The sequence below is a fragment of the Ruegeria sp. HKCCD7628 genome (assembly GCF_057221005.1).
This window is the reverse complement of sequence record NZ_JBWVBA010000008.1, coordinates 144259-163403: the sequence shown is the minus strand read 5'-3', so window position 1 is coordinate 163403 and position 19145 is coordinate 144259. Positions and strand designations below refer to the sequence as shown.

Genomic DNA, 19145 nt, shown 5'->3' with positions numbered 1-19145 from the left:
GAATCGGTTTCCAAACCGTTAACGCGCTTCACCTGCCATGCGCGCCGTGGCGCGGCGGATGATCAGATGCAGCAGAATCGAAAACACGCCCAAGGTCAGCATCGCGGCAAACATCAGATCGGTCTTGGCGCGCCCATTGGCCAGCAGCATTAGATAGCCCAAGCCTTGAGACGAGCCCACCCACTCGCCAATCACGGCCCCGATGGGCGCATAAACCGCCGCCAGCCGCATCCCCGACGCCAACGAGGGCAGCGCCGCCGGAATGCGGATATGCCACAACACTGCACGCGGGCTGGCCTGCATGGTGCGTGCAAGGTCCAGATAGCCGGGGGGCGTACGCATCAGCCCGTCGAAAAAGGATGAGGTGATCGGGAAATAGATGATCAGCACCGCCATCGCGACCTTGGACCACAGCCCATAACCCAGCCACAGGGTCAGCAACGGGGCCAGAGCAAACACCGGCAGCGCCTGTGTAAAGACCAGCATCGGCTGCACCAACACACGCGCTGCCCGCGAATTGGCCAATTGAAGCGCGGTGATCACGCCGAGAGCTGTGCCGAAAGCCAATCCGATCACCACCTCAACCGCCGTGATCCATGTATGTTCGGCAATCACCCAGCGGTTCTGCCACCATGTCTCAGCCACCAGCGCAGGACCGGGCAGGATGAATTTCGGCAGGCCCGTTAAGCTGACAATCGCCTGCCAAACGGCCAGCGCGAATACAGTTGCGGCAAGGGCGGACAGGATCTTCATGCAGCCTCTCTCAACAACCGCAACAACGCGCCCTGCGTCTCCAGCGTTTCCAGGTCATCCACATGGCGCGGAGCCGGGGCCGAAGGCGGCTCGCAGGGCGTCAGCCCCTGCGCGGTCATCACCACAATAGATTGACCCAAACGCGCGGCCTCGGCCGGATCATGCGTCACCAGCAACACGGTGCGCCCTGCCAGCGCCTCGGCGGCCAGATCCTGCATGTCTGCCCGGGTGCGGGCGTCGAGCGCCGAGAACGGCTCATCCAACAAAACGATGGGGCGATCCTCCATCAACGTGCGCGCCAAGGCCACGCGCTGACGCTGACCGCCAGACAATTCTCCGGGTTTTTTGTTCAGATGATCCTGCAATCGCATCCGCTCGATCAAACGGTCCCGGCGGGCCAGGTCGGGTTTTTCCCCGCGCAGCCGCGCACCCAGAGAAACATTCTGCGCCACCGTCGCCCAAGGCAGCAGTAGATCGTCTTGCGCCATATAGGCGACGCGGCTTGTCACTGGCTGCGCGTCACCGGCAGTGATCTGACCATTGAACGCGGCACCTGTTTCCAACCCCGCGATCAGGCGCAGAACGGTAGTTTTCCCCACACCCGATCCGCCCAGCAGACAAGTCCACTGCCCCGCCCCAAGGGTCAGGGTCAACGGCGCGAACAAGGGCGCGCCGTCGATTGTGGCCGAGCCACTGATGGTCAGATCAGGCGCTTGGGTCACGGGGTCAGCCCCATTTGCCAGAAGTTGACCTCAAGCTCGGTCGCAGTGCGGAAGGTCTGACACAGTCGATCCCAGCGTGGTGAAGCCTCAAAATCTGCCCCAATACGCCGCGTTAGAGCCTGATCCAGCAATTCTCCGACCGCTTGACATGCGCCTTGGTATTCCTCACCGGCATAGGTGTTGATCCAATCGCGATAGGTCTCGGATGTCGCCTCAGCAGCCAGCCGCGCGCCGATCTCACCATAACCCATGACACAGGGCGCAAGGGCGGCCAGCAGGTCCAGCAGATCTCCGCTATACCCGGCCTCTAGCACGAACCGCGTATAGGCCAGATTCTCGGCCCGCTCGGGAGTCGCGAACAGCTCCTCCTGCGAAATCCCGGCCGCTTCGCAGATGCCGATATGCAGCTGCATTTCTTCGGCGACCAGAGCGTTCACGGTGCCCACAGCGGTCAACATCTCGGAATGCGTTTCCGATTTCACCACCGCCAATGCCCAGGCGCGGCTAAAATGGATCAGGAACACGTAATCCTGCCGCAGATAGTGCAGGAACGCCTCACGCGGCAGCGTGCCGTTCTTCATGCCTTCGACGAAGGCGTGGCGGGTATAATCCCGCCACGGCCCTTGCGCCGCATCACGCATCAGCGCGAAGGCTTTGCCGTAGCCGCTCATTGCGCGGTCACATCAATGGTGATGTCACTGACCGGATTGATGCTGTCGATCATGCCGCTGTCTTTCAGGAACGCCTCGAACCGTGCGTACCGACCAGCGTCAAAACCAGCCGGACGCAGGGCGAAACGGGGCAGAGTGTCGACCCATGCGCGCGCATTCAGCTCATCCTGCAGCTCGGGCGAGGTGGCCGCGAAGATCTCCCAGCTTTTTTCCGGGTTGTTGACGATATACTGCGTAGCTTTTTCGGTCGCGGCCAGAAAACGCGCGATCATGTCGGCATCCATGGTTTCGGGGTTGGCCACATAGATCAGCTCATCATAGGGCGGTACGCCTTCTTCCTCGATGTAAAAGCAGCGGCCCGCGACACCTTCGATATCCATTTGGTTCAGTTCGAAATTGCGGAACGCACCGATCACCGCATCCACCTGCCCGGTCATCAGCGACGGCGACAGCGAGAAGTTCACGTTGATCAATTCGATATCGTCCAGCGCCACACCATGGGCATTCAGCATGGCGGTCAGGATCGCTTCTTCCACGCCAGCGACCGAGAAGCCGATTTTTTTACCCTTGAGGTCGGCCAAAGATTTAATCGGACCGTCTTCCAACACCAGCAGGCAGTTCAGCGGGGTCGCAACCAGCGTGCCCACGCGTTTCAGCGGCAGGCCTTCGTGGATTTGCAGGTGCAGCTGCGGCTGGTAGGACACCGCCAGTTCAGCTTGACCTGCTGCCACCAGACGCGGCGGGGCAGAAGGATCGGCGGGCGGGACGATTTCAACCTCAAGCCCCTGCTCGGCGAAATAGCCATTTTCCTGTGCCACGATGATCGGGCCGTGATCGGGGTTGATGAACCAGTCCAGCAGGACGGTCATCTTGTCCTCGGCCCAGGCTGGCGCAGCGGCCAGCAGGGCGATGGCGGTGATCAGTTTCTTCATGTCTCGCGTTTCCTTTTCGCTTACGAGGTCGAGGCCGCGACGAGGACAATCTCGCCCGGCCAATCCGGTTGAATCTTTTCAGCAGCGCGCCATGCGCGCAGACCAGTTGCACAGCACAAGGCCAGTCTTTTGCCTTGATTAGGCTCTATTTCTTGCAAATTTTCAGGCGAAACGCGCTGCGCGTTCGGATGCGCTGGGATTGCTGCCTCTGCCTCATCGCGCAGCTCGACGATCTGGTCATCCGTGCTGAGTTGGCTGGCTGAGACGAACCGAAAACAGCTATTCGGCTCGGGCGCGGTGTCGAACCGGAAGGTGCTGGTGCGCAGGGTAAGGGCGTCATATTGCACCATCTGCCCCAAGGGCGAGGGCGTGATCCCAAGGATCAGGTTCAGCGCCATCTGTGCCTGCATCGCGCCTATTGTCCCAACGACCGGACCCAGTACACCGGCGGTTGCGCAGCTCGCTCCGCTATCGGGCGCGTCAGGGAACACCGTGCGCAGCGAAGGTGCCCCTCCGCAGAACCCACCAACATAGCCCGATAACCCCAGCACCGAGGCGCTGATCAACGGTTTCCTCTGCGCCAAACAAGTATCGGATAGAATATAGCTGGCCGCATAGCTATCCGCACAATCCAGGATCACATCAGCCTGCGCGACCATATTGGGCGCATTTTCGTTTGTTAGAGCCTGTTTCAGCGCATCAACGTTAATCTCATCATTCAAGCTCCGGCAGCGCTCAGCCGCCACATCAGCCTTGGGTCGACCACAATCCGCCTGCGTAAACAAAGTCTGGCGATGCAGGTTGGACAGATCGACTGTATCCCCGTCCATCATCCTGATCCGCCCGACTCCAGCCCCAGCCAGCAAGGGTAGAACCGGCGCAGCTAACCCTCCGGCCCCGACGACCAACACATGCGCCGCAGACAACCGCGCCTGCCCTTCTGCCCCCACCTCAGGCAGGATGGTTTGGCGGGCATAACGGCTCATCGGGTGGCCTCGATCCATTGGCGCACGCGCGCTTCGGGGTCCGTGTTCAGGGTGATATCTGTCACGACCGAGACGATATCCGCCCCCGCCTGCAAAACGCCCGGCGCGCGTTCGACGCTCATCCCGCCGATCCCGACCAAAGGGATATCGCCCACCCGCGACTTCCATTCGGTGACACGTGGCAGGCCCTGCTGATGCCACTTCATCTTTTTCAAAATGGTCGGATAGACCGGCCCCAGCGCCACATAATCCGGGTCCATGGCCAGAACGCGTTCCAACTCGTCGTCATCATGGGTCGATACGCCCAGCTTCAGCCCAGCCTTGCGAATGGCTTGCAGGTCGGCGTCGTCCAGATCCTCCTGCCCCAGATGAATCCAGTCACAACCCAGATCAATCGCGGCCTGCCAATAGTCGTTCACCACCAGAACCGCGCCATAGTGGCGGCACAGATCGCGCGACAGGGTAATCTGTTCACGCACCACCGCTTCGGGCTGATCCTTGACGCGCAGCTGCACCAGTTTGACACCCAATGGCAGCATCCGCCGCAGCCAGTCCGAGTGATCAAAGATCGGGTAAAAGCGGTCGAGGCTCATGACAGAAACGCCTTTCCGATCACAGGGGTCGAGGGTTCGGCCATATCGCGCGCCTCAATCGGGTCGGCCTGATGGGCCAGTTGCCCGGCCTCAATCGCCTGCATCATGGCCTGCGCCATCGCCGGCGGATCACCGGCACGCGCTACGGCCGTGTTCAGCAGAACAGCGTCATAACCCAGCTCCATCGCGCGCGCGGCGTGGCTGGGCAGGCCAATGCCAGCATCAATCACCAACGGCACATCCGGGAATTCCGCCCGCATCGCCCGCAACGCGTATTCGTTGTTCAATCCGCGCCCCGACCCAATCGGCGCGCCCCAGGGCATCAGCACCTCACACCCTGCGGCCAGCAGACGTTCACCCACGATCAGATCGTCGGTGGTGTACGGGAAGACCTGAAATCCATCCTCGGTTAGGATGCGGGCAGCTTCGACCAGTTGGAACACATCCGGTTGCAGACTGTCCGTGTGGCCGATCAGTTCCAGCTTGATCCATTTGGTGTCGAACACCTCACGCGCCATATGTGCGGTGGTCACAGCCTCTTTGACCGTGTGGCACCCGGCGGTGTTTGGCAGGACCAACACGCCAAGATCGCGGATCATCTGCCAAAATGTTTGCCCCGCGCCAGATTCCCGTCGCAGCGACACGGTGGCCACCCCGGCCCCGCTTTCCCGAAACGCCTGCTCCAGAATGGCCGGGCTTGGATATTGCGCCGTGCCCAGCATTAAGGGGTTGGGCAAATCTGTGCCGTAAAACGTTTTCATCCTCAGCCCCCCTGCATCGGTGCGACGACCTCGACCCGGTCGCCATCTACCAGTTCGTGCGCAATGCGCAGGCTCGAAGGAACGAATTCCTCGTTCACCGCCGTTGCGACCCGGCCCGAGAATCCGCATTCAACCAACATTTCCGCCAGCGTCAGAGCCGTTATTTCTCGGGTCTCGCCATTAAGCACGATCTTCATCGACCATCTCCGAATGTTTATTTTCAAGCGCCAGATCGGCCACACCCTGCGCCAGCGCCGGGGCCAGTAGATAGCCGTGGCGATAAAGACCGTTGGCGTAAATCATGTGCCCCAACCGCCGAATACGCGGCAGGTTGTCGGGGAAGGCAGGACGTAGATCGACGCCAATCTCCAGCACCTCGGCCTCGCCGAAGGCCGGGTTCAACGCATAAGCCGCGCTGAGCAGTTCCAGCATAGACCGCGCGGTGATGCGGCTGCTGTCCTCGCTCTCGATCATCGTCGCACCCAGCATGTAGACGCCACCACCACGCGGAACGATGTAAAGTGGCATCCGGGGATGCAGCAACCGCACCGGCCGGGTCAAAGTGACCTCGGGGCAGCGGATCACCAACATCTCACCCTTCACACCTCGCAGATCATGCAAGACCTCGCGCGCGTGCAGCCCCCGGCAGTCAATCGCGTTTTCCAACCGCGAAGGCGCAAGCTTGCGGTGGAACACAACGCCCTGATTCTGCAACTGTCGATACAGGTCATGCAGCGCTTGACGCGGATCAAGATGTGCCTCTTGCGCAAAGTGCAGACCCTTGGGGAAATCATGTAAATCAGGCTCTAACTCAGAGATTTCAGATTGATCGACTTCGACGAATGCTTCAGTCCTACGCGCAAATCGTCGTAAATCAGGCAAGTCGCGCGGATTGGCCACAACCAACGTCCCACACCGTTGCACCTGAGTCCGCGCGGCCCACCAATCCAACGCGGTCTGCCCCAAACGCATCACTGGCTCTTCAGCATTTTCATACTCGCACCATGGGGCTAGCATCCCACCGGCCCACCAAGAACAACCATGCGCTCCGGGTGGCCCGCCGGGGTCAAAAACCTGCACTTGTGCCCCGCGCGAGACCAATTCACTGGCCACAGCCAAACCAGCAACGCCCGAACCTATGACCGACCAGATCGTCACGCAGGCCAAAACTGGTGGAAATGATGCACCGGCCCATGACCATGCCCAATGTTCAAACGATCTGCTTGTGCAATCGCACCCTGCAGGTATTCGTGCGCCTGCGCGACTGCGTTGGGAACTGACAACCCCTTCGCCAATCCCGCCGCAACCGTAGAAGACAATGTGCACCCGGTGCCATGCGTATTTTTGGTTTGACGGCGGGGGGCCGAGAATTCAGCGATCAAGCCCGTCCGATCCATCAAAAGATCGTGGCAGACGTCACCCTTTCCATGTCCCCCCTTCATCAATACGGTCTGAGCCCCAAGGTCGCATAGCCCAAGCCCCTGTTCGATCATCTGTTCTGTAGTCTCCGCGTCCGACAAGCCCAGTAAACATGACGCCTCGGGCAAATTCGGCGTCAGTACAGAAGCACACGGCACCAACACATCACGCAATGTCTGCACCGCGTCCTCAGCCAGCAAGGAGTCACCCGATTTGGCGATCATGACCGGGTCGAGCACAATCGGACCGCCGAACCCAGTGATACTGTCAGCCACGGTTCGGATAATTTCTGGAGTTTCTAGCATCCCGATCTTGATCGCCCCGACATCCAGATCGCTAAGCACGGCCTCAATTTGTGCTGCAATCACATCCAACGGAATACTGTGAACAGCCGTCACCGCCCGCGTGTTCTGCGCCGTGATCGCCGTGATCACGCTGGCGCCATACACTCCAAGAGCAGACATGGCCTTGAGGTCGGCTTGAATGCCGGCCCCCCCTCCACTGTCCGAACCTGCTATCGTCAAGGCAATAGACGCCATATCGTTGCTCCAGATTATCTTGGGCAATCGTGGCGTAGAAAACGTCCATAATTTGGCGACCGTTCCCTCCGCCGGTATTGCCCGGATCAGGTTCGATGGGTTGATGCAATAGCACCTCTCAGCCCCTCACAAGAGGCACCCCAACGGTTGGTGCGGAACATTTCAGGCACGCGAGAAATAATCAAGAGGATTCTGCGAGGCTCTGCCTCACGTTCCGAGCTACTTGTGGCCAGATAAAGTTCGGATCCCCTGCTTCATCTGGCTATAAATATCTCGGGGGAGTCGCCCGGAACGGGCGGCGGGGGCAGAGCCCCCTACCCTGCTTTTCAGCCCTTCATTCCATCCCAGAAAGATTTGACGGATGAGAAAAAGCTTTTGGACTCTGGGTGGTTGTCTTCACCTAAGTCGTCGAACTCTTTCAACAGCTCTTTCTGGCGGCTTGTCAGGTTCACCGGCGTTTCCACCGCAAGTTCAATGAACATGTCCCCTACACCGCCACCGCGCAACGCGGGCATACCTTTACCACGCAGGCGCATCTGACGGCCAGACTGGCTGCCAGCTGGAATCTGAACGCGACCACGCCCGCCATCGATGGTGGGGACTTCGATCGACCCACCCAGGGCTGCTTTGGCCATGCTGACAGGTACGCGGCAATAGAGGTTCACGCTGTCACGCTCGAACAGTTTATGGTCCGACACTTCGACGAAGATGTACAGATCACCCGGAGGACCACCCCGCATTCCAGCCTCACCCTCGCCCGCTAGGCGAATGCGCGTACCGGTTTCGACACCAGCCGGAATATTGACCGACAGGGCGCGTTCTTTTTCCACGCGACCCGCACCGCCACAGGATTTACAGGGGTTCTTGATGATCTGACCCAGACCCGAACAGGTCGGACAGGTGCGTTCCACCGTGAAAAAGCCCTGCTGCGCACGGACCTTACCCATGCCCGAACAAGTGGGGCAGGTCGTGGGTTCTACACCACCTTCCGCACCCGAGCCATCACAGGCCGAGCAGGCCACAGCGGCAGGCACGTTGATGGTTTTTTGCAGACCCGAGAACGCCTCTTCCAGCGTCACGCGTAAGTTATAGCGCAGGTCCGAGCCGCGCGCCGCGCGACGTCCACCGCCTCCGCCACGTTGGCCGCCCATGAAATCGCCGAACAGATCGTCGAACACGTCGGAAAACGCGCTCGAGAAATCGCCCTGACCAAAGCCGCCGCCAGGACGGCCGCCACCGGTGCCGTTTTCAAAGGCCGCGTGGCCGAAACGGTCATAGGCTGCCTTGCGCTCGGCGTCCTTCAGGATGTCGTAAGCCTCGTTCGCTTCTTTGAACTGGGCCTCAGCGTCCGGGTTGTCCTTGTTGCGGTCGGGATGCAATTCCTTGGCCTTCTTGCGAAAACCCTTCTTGATCTCATCCGCCGATGCGCCCTTGGGTACGCCGAGCACATCGTAGTAGTCGCGTTTTGACATCAGTATGTCCTTCTGCCTCAACGTAAATGGGCCGGCCCGGAGAACGGACCGGCCCGAATTGGCCCGGTGAGCCGTTAGTTACGTTTGTCGTCGTCCAGATCTTCGAACTCGGCGTCGACAATGTCATCATCGCCCGGTGCGGCATCGGCTGCGGCCGGTTCATCTTCGCCATCTTCAGCTTGCGCCTTGTAGATAGCTTCGCCCAGCTTCATCGCGGCTTCGGTGACGTTCTGAATGCCAGACTTGATCTTGTCGGCGTTTTCAGTTTCCAGCTCGTCCTTCAACGCGGCAATCGCCAGTTCGATGGCTTCGATGGTGGTCGGGTCGACCTTGTCGGCATGCTCTTCCATCGACTTCTCGGTCGAGTGGATGAGGCTTTCCGCCTGGTTCTTGGCATCGACCAGCTCGCGGCGTTCCTTGTCGGCTTCCGCGTTCTCTTCGGCGTCCTTGACCATCTTTTCGATATCGTCGTCCGACAGACCGCCCGAGGCCTGAATGGTGATCTTCTGTTCTTTGCCGGTGCCTTTGTCCTTGGCCGAAACCGAGACAATGCCGTTGGCGTCGATGTCGAAGGTCACCTCGATCTGAGGCATGCCGCGCGGTGCGGGTGGGATATCTTCGAGGTTGAACTGACCCAGGATCTTGTTGTCCGCAGCCATTTCACGCTCACCCTGGAACACGCGGATGGTTACAGCGTTCTGGTTGTCTTCGGCCGTCGAGAAGACCTGAGACTTTTTGGTTGGGATGGTCGTGTTGCGGTCGATCAGGCGGGTAAACACGCCGCCCAGCGTCTCGATACCCAGCGACAGCGGGGTCACGTCCAGCAGAACCACATCTTTGACGTCGCCTTGCAGAACACCGGCCTGAATAGCGGCGCCCATGGCAACCACTTCGTCCGGGTTCACGCCTTTGTGGGGCTCTTTACCGAAGAACTTGGTGACCTCTTCGATCACTTTCGGCATCCGGGTCATACCACCGACCAGAACAACCTCATCCACGTCGCCAGCCGACAGGCCCGCGTCTTTAAGGGCCGCCTGGCAAGGCTTTATCGACTTCTTGATCAGGTCGCCAACCAGCGATTCCAGCTTGGCACGGGTCAGCTTCATGACCATGTGCAGCGGCTGGCCGTTGGCACCCATCGAGATAAACGGCTGGTTGATTTCGGTTTGCGAGGTCGAGGACAGCTCGATCTTGGCTTTCTCAGCGGCTTCTTTCAGACGCTGCAGGGCCATCTTGTCTTGCGACAGGTCGACACCGTGTTCCTTTTTGAACTCATCCGCCAGGTAGTTGACGATGCGCATGTCAAAGTCTTCACCACCCAGGAAGGTGTCGCCGTTCGTCGATTTGACTTCGAACAGACCATCGTCGATTTCCAGGATGGTCACGTCGAAGGTACCGCCACCAAGGTCATAAACCGCGATGGTTTGGGTTTCTTCCTTGTCCAGACCATAGGCCAGAGCAGCCGCTGTCGGTTCGTTGATGATCCGCAGCACTTCCAGACCGGCGATTTTACCGGCATCTTTGGTGGCCTGACGCTGAGCATCGTTGAAATAGGCGGGAACAGTAATAACCGCCTGTGTGACTTCCTCACCCAGATAGCTTTCTGCGGTTTCCTTCATCTTGCCCAGAGTGAAGGCCGAGATCTGGCTTGGGGAGTACTTTTCACCGCGGGCTTCGACCCACGCGTCGCCGTTACCGCCATTGACGATGTTGTACGGCACCATTTTCTTGTCTTTTTCGACTTCGGCATCATCCACGCGACGACCGATCAGACGCTTGACGCCAAAGATCGTGTTGTCGGGGTTGGTGACCGCCTGACGTTTTGCAGGCTGACCGACCAGTCGCTCATCTTCGGTGAAGGCGACGATCGAGGGCGTGGTCCGCGCCCCTTCGGCGTTTTCGATGACCTTCGGCTGCGAGCCGTCCATGATAGCCACGCACGAGTTGGTGGTTCCCAAGTCAATCCCGATTACTTTACTCATATGTTCGATCCCTTTCTCTTCAAGGCGATGTCCCGAGGCCGGGACCCGTTATGGCATCCCTGCCTCGATCTCAATTGCGCAATGGCCCTACACCATGACGCGTCCCGGCGTATATAAGGGCGAGACCAAAAGCCTGCAAGCGGTGTAAATCGCAGGTTTTCGGGAATCTGTGGCCTTTTTTGCAAGGTTTTGGCAAGGATTGGGGAATCTTGGATGGCACGGCTGCTTTTGCGCGATTTCGATATACGAAAAGCTTATCTGGACGGGCACGCTCAGGCGCAACTGGTCGATCTGCTGCGGCCGATTCTGAAATCTGCGCCATTGTTTCGACCAACTACGGCTTCGGGCAAGGAAATGTCAGTCCGCATGACATCCGCCGGATCTTTGGGATGGGTATCAGATAAAGCGGGATATCGGTATCAGGATCTGCACCCTAAAGGCATGTCATGGCCTGCTATCCCCGACCCCATCCTTGATATCTGGCGGGACCTCGCATCATCCGAACGCGATCCCGATTGCTGCCTGATCAACTACTACGGCGAAGGAACGCGCATGGGGCTTCATCAGGACAAGGACGAGGCGGATTTTTCATGGCCCGTTCTGTCTGTCTCACTGGGTGACGACGCGCTGTTTCGCATCGGCAACACCACCCGCGGCGGCAAGACCGAGTCGATCTGGCTGAACTCGGGTGATGTCGTAATCATGGGCGGACCTGCGCGCCTGGCCTATCATGGCATAGACCGAATTAGGTTCGGTTCATCCCGGTTGCTGCCCAAAGGGGGGCGGATCAATCTGACCTTGCGTGTCGCACGTTAACTGCGGGCACCCCAGCTTTGCGAGATATGCTGGCGTGTAAAGAAAATGCCCAGCAGCCCGATCAGCAGCAAGACAAGACCGACCCACAGCGGGTACTCCCAACTTGTGTTGCGCGGAAAGTAGTTGCGAAACACAAACCCGCGGCACTGATCAATAATGTGAAACAGCGGGTTCCAGATGAACATCAATAAAGTAAACCCTCCCAAACTGTTTGCTACAAACATCTTGCCCGAGAAAATCATGTTCATACGCCGGTACACGGTCGAGGAAATGGACACAAAAGTTGGCAGCCAAGGCTTCAGCGCCATGAACACAACGCCTACAGCGCATCCCGTGAACCATGCCAAAACCAGCATATAGAACGCACCACCAGGATCTTGCACCTCAAGCGGTTCGATCGCGACGTGGTATACAAACAGGATCACCAGGATCGAAACGAGCTGAGTGTATAATGTCCCAAAGGCCGCTGCCAAAAGCGATACCATCATGTTCATCGGAGAATGCAACATCATCGGATTGTTGCCCGTTGAAACCCCAGACACACCACTGACAGACTTCACATGGGTCAGAAACAGAAATACCCCGGACAACAAAAACAGGATCGGGTTACCGCGAATCTTTGCAACACCCGTAATTTTACCGACCAAGGTCATGATCAGATAGAACACCGTGACCAGCGCAAGAATTTGCACAATGTTCATAATTACGGCCAGCACAGCATTCGACCGCTGCGAACGGATGCTGCGCACGACCGCATGATAGATCAGCTCAAGTGTGGTAAATGCACCGCCCACCAGCGATTTATTTCGCTCAAAATAAAACACGTACGCACTCTTTCCCGCTGAATCGCCTGCAATTTGCCACGAATTTCTTGCCGTTCCGTAACCGGCGCATCATAAGGCCGTCAGAATTTTCGATCAACAAATCACTGGAACGGAGCATTGTTGTGACCTACGACGCCCTCATCCCTGTCATTCGACGCCTCGCCTTGGAAGCTGGCGACAAGATCATGGAGATTTATGAGGCAGATGATTTCGACGTCAAAGTCAAATCCGATGCCAGCCCCGTGACCGAAGCGGATGAGGCTGCAGACGCTCTGATTTCGGCCGGGTTGCGCGCTGCGTTTCCCGATATTCTGCTGGTGACCGAGGAACAGGCCGCCTCGCATTCGGAGAAAGGCGAAACGTTCCTGATCGTTGACCCGCTGGACGGGACCAAGGAATTCATCAACCGGCGCGGCGATTTCACGGTAAATATCGCTTTGGTCGAGAATGGCGTGCCGACGCGCGGCGTTGTCTATGCACCCGCTAAAGGGCGCATGTTCTATACCCAACCGAATGGCCAATCGGTCGAGGAAACCGGCACGTTGGACAAGGCACAAGCGGGGGATGTGACACCGATATCAGTCTCTAAACCAGACAATTCGGCGCTGATGATCGTGGCGTCGAAGTCGCACCGGGATCAGGCGACCGAGGATTACATCAACAAATATCAGGTCAAGGACAGTAAAAGCGCGGGCTCGTCGCTAAAATTCTGTCTGGTCGCAACGGGCGAAGCAGACCTCTACCCCCGCGTCGGCCGTACGATGGAATGGGACACCGCCGCAGGCCACGCTGTTCTGGCCGGTGCGGGCGGACACGTGGTGCGGTTCGACGATAATTCCCCCCTGACCTACGGCAAGGACGGCTATGCAAACCCGTTCTTCATCGCCTACGCTCCGGGTGTTGAGCTGAAGGAGGCCTGATGTCTGTTCTCATCGCTATTCCCGCCCGCTACGCCTCGACCCGCTATCCGGGCAAACCGCTGGTACCGCTGACCGGGGCTAGCGGCAAAGCCATGACCCTGATCGAACGGTCCTGGCGCGCGGCCTGTTCGGTGTCGGGCATCGACAAGGTGGTTGTCGCCACCGATGATGACCGCATCCGCGCCGCGTCCGAGGCGTTCGGGGCCGAGGTCGTGATGACCTCGGACACTTGCCAGAACGGCACCGAACGCTGCGCCGAAACCCATGCCAATCTGGGCGCGGGCTTTGACATTGTGGTCAACCTGCAGGGCGACGCGCCCCTGACGCCGCATTGGTTTGTCGAGGATCTGATCGCGGGCCTGCGCGCCGCGCCCGATGCCGGGGTCGCCACACCGGTGCTGCGCTGCGATGGCGATGCGCTCAACAGCCTGCTGAACGACCGCAAACACGGGCGGGTCGGTGGCACCACCGCCGTGTTCGCCGCCGATCACAGCGCGCTGTATTTCTCGAAAGAGGTGGTGCCCTATACCGCGCAGACCTATGCGGGCCCGGACGACACCCCGGTGTTTCACCATGTGGGCGTCTATGCCTATCGCCCCGATGCGCTGGCCGCCTATCCCACTTGGCCCGTTGGCCCGCTGGAGCAGCTGGAGGGGCTTGAACAGCTGCGCTTCATGGAAAACGGCCGCAAAGTTCTGTGCGTCGAGGTTGAGGCCAAAGGCCGCCAGTTCTGGGAGCTGAACAACCCGCAGGACGTGCCCAAGCTGGAACAGATGATGGCCGAGATGGGCCTGGATTGAATAAAACGGCCGCTGGCGTGTTTATCCAACAGGAACTAAACACGCCCGGTTTCGAAAACTGGATACTGAATTGACGCATATTCTTGTCACCGGCGGGGCCGGATATATTGGATCGCATGCCTGCAAGGCGCTGGCGCAGGCCGGCTATACACCTGTGACCTATGACAACCTGATCACCGGTTGGCAGGACGCGGTGAAATTCGGGCCCTTTGAACAGGGCGACCTGCTGGACCGCGCCCGGCTGGATGAGGTTTTTGCCAAGCACCAACCCGCCGCCGTGATGCATTTCGCCGCCCTCAGCCAGGTGGGTGAGGCGATGTCCGAGCCTGGTAAATACTGGACCAACAACGTCACCGGCTCGCTATCCCTGATCGAAGCCGCGGTCGCCGCGGGTTGCCGGAACTTTGTGTTCTCATCGACCTGCGCGACCTACGGCGAGCACGACAATGTGGTGCTCGATGAAGACACCGCGCAATTGCCGCTGAACGCCTATGCGGCCTCAAAACGGGCGATCGAGGATATCCTGAGGGATTTCGAAGCCGCGCATGGGCTGAACCACGTGATTTTCCGCTATTTCAACGTGGCGGGTGCGGACCCCGATGGCCAAGTGGGCGAATTCCACCGCCCTGAGACCCACCTGATCCCTTTGATGCTGGATGCCATTGACGGCAAGCGCGACGGGCTGACTGTGTTCGGCACCGATTATGATACGCCCGACGGGACTTGTATCCGCGACTACGTGCATGTTTGCGATCTGGTGGATGCCCATGTGCTGGGGCTGAATTGGCTGGAACAGGGCAAGGGCAGCCGGGTGTTCAATCTGGGCACCGGCTCGGGCTTTTCGGTGATGGAGGTGATCGGCCACTCCAAAGCCGTCACCAACCGCGAGGTGCCCTATTCCATCGGCCCACGCCGGGCTGGAGACTGCACCAAACTGGTTTCAGGGTCCGTCCGGGCCGGGGAGGAACTGGGCTGGTCGCCGGAAAGATCCACGTTAGAGACTATGATTGGCGACGCTTGGCGGTGGCACCAAAACGGCAATTACGAGAAATGAGCTTTTGGTGACCGATCCCGCACCCGATAACCTTCCGCCCATCAGTTGGACGCAGAAGTATCGGTTGCGGCTGAAACGGAGGCGGCTGTTGTGGCGATCCTTTCGCAGTCGCCACGATCTAACGGCCCTGGCAAACCGGACTGCTGGGATCGGACAAGACGCAATTTTGGCCTTTACCACTCTGCGCAACGAGATCACCCGTCTGCCCTGGTTCCTGCGCCGTTATCGCGCGCTGGGTGTTGACCACTTTCTGATCGTGGACAATGGCAGCGATGACGGCTCGGTCGAGCTGCTGCGCGACCAAACGGATGTTTCGCTATGGCAAACGCAGGCCAGCTATCGTGCGTCGCGCTTCGGCTTGGATTGGCTGACATGGTTGCAAATGCGCTATGGTCACGGGCACTGGACCTTGATGGTGGATGCCGATGAACTGCTTGTCTATCCTGACTACGACACCCGGACCTTGCACGACCTGACCGCATGGCTGGACGCAAGGGGACAGCGCTCTTTTGGTGCTTTGATGCTGGACCTGTACCCCAAAGGCCCGCTGGGTGCCGAACCTTATAACTCTGAAACCGACCCAACCGACCTGCTGAGCTGGTTCGATCCGGCGCCTTACAGATCACGAAGGCAGTCGCCTTTAGGTAATCTCTGGGTGCAGGGCGGTGTGCGGGAGCGCATGTTCTTTTCAAATAAGCCGGACCGATCCCCAACCCTGAACAAGATTCCACTAATACGTTGGTCGCGGCGGTATGCCTTTGTAAACTCTTGCCATTCCGCATTACCCCGAGACTTGAATGCCACCTACAACGGGCCGAATAACCAAACCCCATCCGGGGTATTGCTGCATACGAAATTCCTGCCCGAGATCGTCGAAAAGTCGCAGTCCGAAAAGACCCGCCGACAGCATTTCCACGATCCAGATCAATTTGGTGACTACTATGACGGGATAGCCGATCGGCCGACTCTCTGGACCTCTCAATCCGCACGCTACACGGGTTGGAAAACGTTGCAACAAGCCAAACTGATGGGTCTAATTGAGTGGGAAACCGCCACTGGGGCTAACGACTTGTAAATGCATTGCTTTGATACATGAAAAAATGGCATAACTCGACAATCACCCGGCACCACTCTGGCACATCCAGGCCCCGGGGATGCTCGCGTAAATCAAAAGGTTGGGCGGTCACGTGAGCCTGTTGGATTCTTACCGAATGAGACTGCGGCGCAAGCGCCGTATTTTGCGCTGCGCTCGAAAACGACGCGATCTTTCGACCGTCTCGAACAACACTGGTAAGATCAAACGCCGCGACACCCTGCTGATGAGCGTGGTGCGGAATGAAAAAATCCGCCTTCCTTATTTTCTGGAATATTATCGTAAGCTGGGTGTGAACCATTTTCTTTTCGTGGACAATGACAGTGACGATGGCACGGCCGAGTTCCTGGCCGCGCAGCCGGATGTTTCGGTCTGGCATACAAACGCCAGCTATCGGCGCGCGACCTTCGGGATAGATTGGTCGAACTACCTTTTGCGCAAATATGCCCATGGACACTGGGTTCTGACCGTGGACCCGGATGAGTTTTTTATCTACCCGTTTTGCGACACGCGGCCGCTGCGGGCACTGACAGATTGGCTGGACGGATGCGCCGTTCGCAGCTTTGGCACGATGCTGCTGGATATGTACCCGCGTGGCCCGGTCGATGCACAGGTTTATACCGAAGGGCAGGATCCGTTCGAAATTGCCCGTTGGTTCGATTCCGGCAATTACATGATCACCCGGAACCCGGAATACGGGAATCTATGGATTCAAGGCGGGCCGCGGGCACGGGTGTTCTTTCGCGATACCCCGTCAAAGGCGCCAGCGCTTAACAAAATCCCGCTGGTGAAATGGGATCGTCGCTATGCTTATGTCAGCTCGACTCATTCGCTGCTGCCACGAGGTTTGAACCAGGTCTATGACGAATGGGGCGGCGAAAAGGCCAGCGGCGCGCTGCTGCACGCAAAACTGATCAATACGCTGGGCGAAAAAGCCCGCGAAGAAATGGGCCGTCGCCAGCATTATCGCAAATCCGGCGAATATCAGGCTTATGCGCAGGGCCTGGACGAGCAGCCCGTCTTTTGGTGCACGTGGTCCGAGAAGTACATCAACTGGCGACAGCTTGAGATTCTGGGTCTTATGTCCAAGGGAAACTGGGCATGAGCAATCTGGGCGTCGTCATGCTGGTACACACGGCTCTGCACCGGGCCGAGCAGGTTGCGCGGCATTGGACGGCGTCGGGATGCCCCGTCGTGATCCACGTGGATCAGAACGTGTCAGATCAGGTCTTTTCCGATTTTGTGGCTTCTTGTGACGACAATCCACTTATCCGGTTCTCCAGACGTCACAAATGTCCGTGGGGCAGTTGGGGTCTTGTCGAGGCGTCGCAGGCAGGGGCCGAACTGATGCTGGACGCGTTCCCAGATGTTCACCATGTTTACCTGTCCTCGGGCGCTTGCCTACCTTTGCGACCAGTACCTGAACTGATCGAGTACCTCGCGCAACGCCCCAGAGTGGATTTCATCGAAAGTGCAACCACGGCAGACGTAAGCTGGACAATTGGCGGCCTGGATCAGGAACGCTTTACGCTGCGATTTCCGTTTTCATGGCGCAGGCATCGCAAACTGTTTGATGCCTATGTCAAATTGCAACGCGCACTGGGAATGCGTCGCAGCATTCCCGAGGGGCTGGTTCCGCATATGGGTAGCCAATGGTGGTGTCTGACACGCCAGACCCTGTCCGCAATTCTGCAAGACCCCAAACGCAAGGTCTATGATCGCTATTTCCGGCGGGTGTGGATCCCGGACGAAAGCTATTTCCAAACACTCGCCCGATTGTATTCCACACATATCGAAAGCCGGTCATTGACCTTGTCCAAGTTCGATTTCCAAGGTCGTCCGCATATATTCTACGACGACCATTTACAGCTTTTACGGCGGTCCGATTGTTTTGTGGCCCGCAAGATTTGGTGCAATGCCGACCGCTTGTATCAGACCTTTCTGACCAAACAGAGCAGCGCAGTCACTCCGGCTGAGCCAAGCCCCGGCAAGATCGACCGAGTGTTTTCCAAAGCGGTCGAGCGTCGCACGCGCGGGCGGGATGGCTTGTACATGCAAAGCCGCTTTCCCCGGCATGGCAGCGAGAACGGTCTGACGTGTTTTCCCTACTCAGTGTTTCAGGGCTTTACGGAACTGTTCGACGATTTTGAAAGCTGGCTGACGGATACGACTGGTGCACGCGTCCATGGCCATCTCTTTGCCCCGGAACGTGCCCAGTTTTCGGGGGGTGAGACGATCTCGAATGGCGCACTCAGCGACTGCGCGACTTTGCGGGATTATAACCCAACCGCCTTCCTGTCTAATCTGATCTGGAACACGCGCGGCGAGCGCCAGTGTTTTCAATACGGACCTCGCGACACGCAGTCGCTTAATTGGTTTCTGGCGCGCGACAAGAATGCTCAGATTTCGGTCGTGACCGGGGCGTGGGCCATATCTCTGTTTCGGTCAAATATGAATTTTTCGGATATCCGGGCCGAGGCCGCGCGCCTTCAGCAGATCGAAACCAAGCAGCTCGAGGTTCTGAACTCGGTCTGGACCAAAGCGCGGGTACGAACGTGGTCACTGGCTGAATTCGTCGAATCCCCCATGGAACCCCTGCAAACTGTGGCAGACGAAATTGGAATGCAGACCCAAGCCCACCTGACGACCGCGCCGACGATGGTTGACCTGAGCGGCTTTGGACAGTTTCTGCAGAACCTAAAAAACCAAGGAATGCACCCTTACCTGATGGGCGATTTTCCTGCTGATGATGTGTTCGGCAAACGGACAAGACCCTATCACAAACCCTATCTGGTGCAGTGACCACTT

The 19145-nt window shown here is 58.4% G+C and carries 20 protein-coding genes and 1 riboswitch; of the genes, 7 read left to right on the top strand and 13 right to left on the bottom strand.

Annotated features, from left to right (window positions below; genetic code table 11):
* Positions 1-18: 18 nt before the first annotated feature.
* The 12 genes from AC2TAD_RS16515 to dnaK form a co-directional block, all read right to left on the bottom strand.
* Complete coding sequence (locus AC2TAD_RS16515; protein WP_480868973.1) at positions 19-753, bottom strand: ABC transporter permease; 735 nt, start codon at positions 751-753, stop codon at positions 19-21.
* Positions 750-1475: an ABC transporter ATP-binding protein gene (locus AC2TAD_RS16510; protein WP_170755471.1), complete on the bottom strand. Its 726-nt coding sequence runs from the start codon at positions 1473-1475 to the stop codon at positions 750-752. The genes AC2TAD_RS16515 and AC2TAD_RS16510 overlap by 4 nt, the downstream gene beginning before the upstream one ends.
* Positions 1472-2146: a thiaminase II gene (gene tenA, locus AC2TAD_RS16505; RefSeq protein ID WP_480868972.1), complete on the bottom strand. Its 675-nt coding sequence runs from the start codon at positions 2144-2146 to the stop codon at positions 1472-1474. Before tenA ends, AC2TAD_RS16510 begins: the two co-directional genes overlap by 4 nt.
* On the bottom strand, positions 2143-3078 hold the full coding sequence (locus AC2TAD_RS16500; RefSeq protein ID WP_170786111.1) for an ABC transporter substrate-binding protein: 936 nt from the start codon (positions 3076-3078) through the stop codon (positions 2143-2145). Before AC2TAD_RS16500 ends, tenA begins: the two co-directional genes overlap by 4 nt.
* Before the next feature lie 20 nt (positions 3079-3098).
* Positions 3099-4064: a ThiF family adenylyltransferase gene (locus tag AC2TAD_RS16495; RefSeq protein ID WP_480868970.1), complete on the bottom strand. Its 966-nt coding sequence runs from the start codon at positions 4062-4064 to the stop codon at positions 3099-3101.
* Complete coding sequence (locus AC2TAD_RS16490; protein WP_480868968.1) at positions 4061-4657, bottom strand: thiamine phosphate synthase; 597 nt, start codon at positions 4655-4657, stop codon at positions 4061-4063. The genes AC2TAD_RS16495 and AC2TAD_RS16490 overlap by 4 nt, the downstream gene beginning before the upstream one ends.
* Positions 4654-5418: a thiazole synthase gene (locus tag AC2TAD_RS16485; RefSeq protein ID WP_170355657.1), complete on the bottom strand. Its 765-nt coding sequence runs from the start codon at positions 5416-5418 to the stop codon at positions 4654-4656. The genes AC2TAD_RS16490 and AC2TAD_RS16485 overlap by 4 nt, the downstream gene beginning before the upstream one ends.
* A 2-nt stretch (positions 5419-5420) precedes the next feature.
* A complete protein-coding gene (gene thiS, locus AC2TAD_RS16480; protein WP_170355656.1) occupies positions 5421-5615 on the bottom strand; it encodes a sulfur carrier protein ThiS in 195 nt (64 codons plus the stop codon).
* Positions 5599-6576, bottom strand: a complete 978-nt coding sequence (locus AC2TAD_RS16475; protein ID WP_480868966.1) for an FAD-dependent oxidoreductase — start codon at positions 6574-6576, stop codon at positions 5599-5601. Before AC2TAD_RS16475 ends, thiS begins: the two co-directional genes overlap by 17 nt.
* Entirely contained in the window at positions 6573-7376 is an 804-nt protein-coding gene (gene thiD / locus AC2TAD_RS16470) for a bifunctional hydroxymethylpyrimidine kinase/phosphomethylpyrimidine kinase (protein ID WP_480868964.1), read from the bottom strand. Before thiD ends, AC2TAD_RS16475 begins: the two co-directional genes overlap by 4 nt.
* 46 nt (positions 7377-7422) lie before the next feature.
* A riboswitch (TPP riboswitch) is annotated at positions 7423-7529 on the bottom strand.
* 173 nt (positions 7530-7702) lie between these two features.
* On the bottom strand, positions 7703-8848 hold the full coding sequence (dnaJ, locus tag AC2TAD_RS16465) for a molecular chaperone DnaJ (protein ID WP_480868962.1): 1146 nt from the start codon (positions 8846-8848) through the stop codon (positions 7703-7705).
* Positions 8849-8922: 74 nt separating this feature from the next.
* On the bottom strand, positions 8923-10830 hold the full coding sequence (gene dnaK, locus AC2TAD_RS16460; RefSeq protein WP_480868960.1) for a molecular chaperone DnaK: 1908 nt from the start codon (positions 10828-10830) through the stop codon (positions 8923-8925).
* A 213-nt stretch (positions 10831-11043) separates the two neighbouring features.
* On the opposite strand from dnaK, the gene AC2TAD_RS16455 reads away from it, so the two are divergent.
* A complete protein-coding gene (locus AC2TAD_RS16455) occupies positions 11044-11646 on the top strand; it encodes an alpha-ketoglutarate-dependent dioxygenase AlkB family protein (protein WP_480868958.1) in 603 nt (200 codons plus the stop codon).
* On the opposite strand, the gene AC2TAD_RS16450 is transcribed toward AC2TAD_RS16455, so the two are convergent.
* The gene (locus AC2TAD_RS16450; RefSeq protein ID WP_170755481.1) at positions 11643-12470 is read right to left on the bottom strand and encodes an ABC transporter permease; all 828 of its coding nucleotides are present in this window, start codon (positions 12468-12470) and stop codon (positions 11643-11645) included. The two genes, AC2TAD_RS16455 and AC2TAD_RS16450, sit on opposite strands and share 4 nt — an antisense overlap.
* A gap of 122 nt (positions 12471-12592) precedes the next feature.
* On the opposite strand from AC2TAD_RS16450, the gene cysQ reads away from it, so the two are divergent.
* The 6 genes from cysQ (at position 12593) to AC2TAD_RS16420 (ending at position 19139) form a co-directional block, all read left to right on the top strand.
* Positions 12593-13390 carry a 3'(2'),5'-bisphosphate nucleotidase CysQ gene (gene cysQ, locus AC2TAD_RS16445; protein ID WP_480868956.1) on the top strand — a complete coding sequence of 266 codons (798 nt, stop codon included), beginning with the start codon at positions 12593-12595 and terminating at the stop codon, positions 13388-13390.
* Positions 13390-14190 carry a 3-deoxy-manno-octulosonate cytidylyltransferase gene (locus AC2TAD_RS16440; RefSeq protein WP_480868954.1) on the top strand — a complete coding sequence of 267 codons (801 nt, stop codon included), beginning with the start codon at positions 13390-13392 and terminating at the stop codon, positions 14188-14190. Before cysQ ends, AC2TAD_RS16440 begins: the two co-directional genes overlap by 1 nt.
* A gap of 70 nt (positions 14191-14260) precedes the next feature.
* The gene (galE, locus tag AC2TAD_RS16435) at positions 14261-15244 is read left to right on the top strand and encodes a UDP-glucose 4-epimerase GalE (RefSeq protein WP_480868952.1); all 984 of its coding nucleotides are present in this window, start codon (positions 14261-14263) and stop codon (positions 15242-15244) included.
* Positions 15245-15251: 7 nt separating this feature from the next.
* Positions 15252-16319 carry a glycosyltransferase family 2 protein gene (locus AC2TAD_RS16430; protein WP_480868950.1) on the top strand — a complete coding sequence of 356 codons (1068 nt, stop codon included), beginning with the start codon at positions 15252-15254 and terminating at the stop codon, positions 16317-16319.
* Between the two features lie 136 nt (positions 16320-16455).
* The gene (locus AC2TAD_RS16425) at positions 16456-17442 is read left to right on the top strand and encodes a glycosyltransferase family 2 protein (protein ID WP_480868948.1); all 987 of its coding nucleotides are present in this window, start codon (positions 16456-16458) and stop codon (positions 17440-17442) included.
* Positions 17439-19139, top strand: coding sequence for a DUF5927 domain-containing protein (locus tag AC2TAD_RS16420; protein WP_480868946.1), 1701 nt, complete (start codon positions 17439-17441; stop codon positions 19137-19139). The genes AC2TAD_RS16425 and AC2TAD_RS16420 overlap by 4 nt, the downstream gene beginning before the upstream one ends.
* The last annotated feature ends 6 nt before the right edge of the window (positions 19140-19145 follow it).

Coding starts and splice junctions, on each gene's coding strand:
- AC2TAD_RS16420 (WP_480868946.1), top strand. CDS start 17,439: ATGAGCAATCTGGGCGTCGTCATGCTGGTACACACGGCTCTGCACCGG.
- AC2TAD_RS16495 (WP_480868970.1), bottom strand. CDS start 4,064: ATGAGCCGTTATGCCCGCCAAACCATCCTGCCTGAGGTGGGGGCAGAA.
- thiS (WP_170355656.1), bottom strand. CDS start 5,615: ATGAAGATCGTGCTTAATGGCGAGACCCGAGAAATAACGGCTCTGACG.
- AC2TAD_RS16500 (WP_170786111.1), bottom strand. CDS start 3,078: ATGAAGAAACTGATCACCGCCATCGCCCTGCTGGCCGCTGCGCCAGCC.
- dnaJ (WP_480868962.1), bottom strand. CDS start 8,848: ATGTCAAAACGCGACTACTACGATGTGCTCGGCGTACCCAAGGGCGCA.
- dnaK (WP_480868960.1), bottom strand. CDS start 10,830: ATGAGTAAAGTAATCGGGATTGACTTGGGAACCACCAACTCGTGCGTG.
- AC2TAD_RS16485 (WP_170355657.1), bottom strand. CDS start 5,418: ATGAAAACGTTTTACGGCACAGATTTGCCCAACCCCTTAATGCTGGGC.
- AC2TAD_RS16455 (WP_480868958.1), top strand. CDS start 11,044: ATGGCACGGCTGCTTTTGCGCGATTTCGATATACGAAAAGCTTATCTG.
- tenA (WP_480868972.1), bottom strand. CDS start 2,146: ATGAGCGGCTACGGCAAAGCCTTCGCGCTGATGCGTGATGCGGCGCAA.
- thiD (WP_480868964.1), bottom strand. CDS start 7,376: ATGGCGTCTATTGCCTTGACGATAGCAGGTTCGGACAGTGGAGGGGGG.
- AC2TAD_RS16515 (WP_480868973.1), bottom strand. CDS start 753: ATGAAGATCCTGTCCGCCCTTGCCGCAACTGTATTCGCGCTGGCCGTT.
- AC2TAD_RS16425 (WP_480868948.1), top strand. CDS start 16,456: ATGAGACTGCGGCGCAAGCGCCGTATTTTGCGCTGCGCTCGAAAACGA.
- AC2TAD_RS16440 (WP_480868954.1), top strand. CDS start 13,390: ATGTCTGTTCTCATCGCTATTCCCGCCCGCTACGCCTCGACCCGCTAT.
- AC2TAD_RS16490 (WP_480868968.1), bottom strand. CDS start 4,657: ATGAGCCTCGACCGCTTTTACCCGATCTTTGATCACTCGGACTGGCTG.